A 4,006-nucleotide genomic window follows, 5' to 3' on the forward strand; every position below is an offset into this window, starting at 1 on the left:
TGGAACGTCAGGTTCTCCGCCACTGCCTTGAACTCGGCCAGCATGGGTTCCATGCGCGGTGAGTGGAAGGCGTGGCTGACGCGGAGCCGCTTCGTTTTCCCGAAGCCGGACGCGATGGCGAGTACGGCATCCTCATCACCCGAAATCACCACGGAGTCCGGGCCGTTCAGGGCTGCGATGGAGACACCGTCGGTGAGCAGCGGCAGGACTTCCGCCTCGGTGGCCTGGATGGCGACCATCGCCCCACCCGTGGGCAGGGCCTGCATCAGACGGCCCCGCGCGGCGACGAGCGCGGCAGCGTCCTTCAGGGACCAGACGCCCGCGACGTGCGCGGCGGCCAGTTCGCCGATCGAGTGCCCGAGGAGGTAGTCGGGGGTCACCCCCCAGTGCTCCAGCAGCCGGAACAGCGCCACCTCGATCGCGAACAGCCCGGCCTGCGTGTAGACGGTCTGGTCGATCAGCTCCGACCCACCGAACACCACGTCCCTGACCGGCCGATCGAGATGACGGTCAAGCTCCGCACACACCGCATCGAACGCATCTGCGAACACCGGATACGCCTCGTACAGCTCCTGGCCCATCCCGGCCCGCTGCGACCCCTGACCCGAGAACAGGAACGCCGAACGGCCACCCTGCACAGCGCCACGGACGACGCCCGCCGCCGACTGGCCCTCGGCGAGCGCCCGCAGCAACGCCTCACGATCCTCACCCACCACCACCGCACGATGCTCGAAAGCCGCACGCGTCGAGACCAGCGACCACCCCACATCCACCGGCGAAACAGCACCCACCAGACCGAGCAACCGCTCCGCCTGACCGGCCAACGCCTCCTCCGACCTGGCAGACAGCACCCACGGCACCACCGGCAGCACCGAGGCGGCCGCCTCGTTCAGTTCCCGGGTCGCGAGGTCCGTGTTGAAGCTGACCGCGCGGTTCCGCAGAGCTGCCACGGCGGAGGTCAGTTGCTCCAGGGCGGGGCCGTTCTTGCGGAGCACCGACACCGTCAGCGCTGTGCTCTCGCCGAGGCACGCCCGGCCGAGAGCGGTGAGGACGCTGTCCGGGCCGAGTTCCACGAACTGCTCGACCTCCAGCTCGCGGAGTGCGTGCATGCCGTCGAGGAAACGGACGGCCCGGCGGACGTGGTCCACCCAGTAGTCGGCCGTCAGCAACTCCTCACCGGCCGGCTCACCGCTGAGGTTGGAGACGATCGGGATCCGCGGTGCGTGGAAGGTCAGGCCTTCGGCGACCGTCTTGAACTCGGCCAGCATGGGTTCCATGCGCGGCGAGTGGAACGCGTGGCTGACCCGCAGCCGCACCGATCGCTCGAACCGGGCGGCCACCGCCAGCACCGCGTCCTCGTCGCCCGAGACGACCACCGACGACGGCCCGTTGACGGCCGCGATCGAGACGCCCTCGGTCAGCAGAGGCAGGACATCCGCCTCGGCCGCCTTCAGCGCGACCATGGCGCCGCCGGCCGGGAGGGCCTGCATCAGACGCCCGCGGGCGGCGACCAACGACGCGGCGTCCTCCAGGGACCAGACGCCCGCGACGTGCGCGGCGGCCAGTTCACCGATGGAGTGGCCGAGCAGGTAGTCGGGCGTGATGCCCCAGTGCTCGACCAGCCGGAACAGCGCCACCTCGACGGCGAACAGGCCCGCCTGGGTGTACACGGTCCGGTCCAGCAGTTCGGAGTCGCCGAAGACGATCTCCTTCACCGGGCGGTCCAGGTGCTTGTCGAGCTCCACACACACCGCGTCGAACGCCTCGGTGAACACCGGGAACGCCTCGTACAGTTCGCGTCCCATGCCGACGCGCTGCGCGCCCTGGCCCGAGAACAGGAACGCGGTCCGCCCGGCAGCGGCCTCCGGCGCCGTCTGCGCCGGCAGGGGCAGCATGCCGCCCCGGTCGTAGCCGTCGGGCGACTCCTCGACGATCACGTGTGCGTTCGTACCGCTGATGCCGAACGACGACACACCGGCGCGACGCGGTTCGTCCCCCATCGGCCAGGCGACCGGCTCGGTGAGGAGCTCCACCGCACCCGCCGACCAGTCCACCTGCGTGGACGGCTCGTCGACGTTGAGCGTCTGCGGGAGGACGCCGTGGCGCATCGCCATGACCATCTTGATGATGCCGGCGACGCCGGCGGCGGCCTGCGTGTGACCGATGTTCGACTTGACCGATCCCAGCAGCAGCGGCTTGTCGGCCGGGCGGTCCTGCCCGTACGTGGCGAGCAGGGCCTGCGCCTCGATCGGGTCACCGAGCTTCGTACCCGTACCGTGCGCCTCGACCACGTCGATCTGGCCGGCGGACAGGCCCGCACTGGCCAGTGCCCGGCGGATCACCCGCTGCTGCGAGGGACCGCTCGGGGCGGTCAGGCCGTTGGACGCACCGTCCTGGTTCACGGCGGAACCGCGGACCACCGCGAGGACGCGGTGACCATTGCGGCGGGCGTCGGACAGCCGCTCCAGCAGCAGGACGCCCACACCCTCGGACCATGCGGTGCCGTCGGCGGAGTCCGCGAAGGCCTTCACCCGGCCGTTGGGAGCCAGGCCCCGCTGCTTGCTGAACTCGATGAAGCTGCCGGGCGTCGCCATCACGGTCGCGCCACCGGCCAGCGCCATCGAGCACTCGCCCGAGCGCAGCGCCTGTGCGGCCAGGTGGAGGGCGACCAACGAGGACGAGCAGGCCGTGTCGACGGTCACCGCCGGGCCCTCCAGGCCCAGGGTGTACGAGACCCGGCCCGAGACGACACTGCCCGCGGACCCGGTGGTGAGGAAGCCCTCGACACCCTCCGGGACCTCGACCAGCTGCGAGACGTAGTCGTGGTACATCAGACCCGCGTACACGCCGGTCTGGCTGCCCCGCAGCGCGGTCGGGTCGATGCCCGCGTGCTCGATGGCCTCCCAGGAGGCTTCGAGGAGGAGCCGCTGCTGCGGGTCCATCGCCAGGGCCTCGCGCGGCGAGATCCCGAAGAAGACCGGATCGAACTCGGCCGCCGTGTGCAGGAAGCCGCCCTCCGTCGCGTACGACGTACCGGTCCGGTCGTCACCCTGCTCGAAGAGGCGTCCGACGTCCCAGCCGCGGTCCGTCGGCAGCGGCGAGATGGCGTCACCGCCGGAACCCACCAGCTGCCACAGGTCCTCGGGGCCGGTCACGCCGCCGGGGTAGCGGCAGCTCATACCGACGATGACCACCGGGTCGTCGCTGTCGACGGCGACCGGTACCGAGGCCACGTCCTGCTGCGCCCGCGCACTGCCCGTGCTCTCCGTGGCGATGTGCTCGGCGAGGACGGTGGCGGAGGGGTGGTCGAAGACGAGGGTGGCGGGCAGGCGCAGGCCGGTGACGGTGTTGAGGCGGTTGCGGAGTTCGACGGCGGTGAGGGAGTCGAAGCCCAGCTCGGTGAAGGCGCGGTCGGCCGGGACGGCGTCGCCGGAGGCGTGGCCGAGCACGGCCGCGACCTCGCTCCGTACGACATCCAGCACCAGCCGGATCCGGTCCTGCTCACCGAGGGCCAGCAGCCGCTGGGCGAAGTCGGCGGACTGCCCGGCCCCCGCTCGTGCGGCCCGCCGGTTCGTCGAGCGGACCAGGCCACGCAGCAGATACGGGACGACCGGCGCCGAACGGAACGTTTCGAGATCCAGCTTGACCGGTACGAGCGTCGCCGAGTCGGAGCGCAGGGCGGTGTCGAAGAGTTCCAGGCCCTCCTCGGGCGAGAACGGCGTGATCCCGCTCCGGCTCATCCGCTCCACATCGGCCGCGTCGAGGCGTCCTGCCATGCCACCTTCGGCCCAGGGGCCCCAGGCGAGGGAGGTGGCGGGTAGTCCTTGGTCGCGGCGGTGCTGGGCGAGCGCGTCGAGGAACGCGTTCCCGGCCGCGTAGTTGGCCTGGCCGGGCCCGCCGAACGTGCCCGAGGCGGAGGAGAAGAGGGTGAAGAAGGAGAGGTTGAGGTGGGTGGTGAGTTGGTGGAGGTGCCAGGCGGCGTCGACTTTGGGGCGTAGGACGGTGG

At 71.2% G+C, this 4,006-nt stretch carries 1 protein-coding gene; it reads right to left on the minus strand.

Annotated elements, in window-relative coordinates; all coding sequences use genetic code 11:
* Positions 1–4,006, minus strand: a 4,006-nt coding sequence (locus ACFVH0_RS40355; RefSeq protein WP_385828415.1) for an acyltransferase domain-containing protein, incomplete at both ends; no start/stop codon positions are given.

This window comes from Streptomyces sp. NPDC127117 (genome assembly GCF_042677325.1).
Lineage (GTDB): Bacteria > Actinomycetota > Actinomycetes > Streptomycetales > Streptomycetaceae > Streptomyces.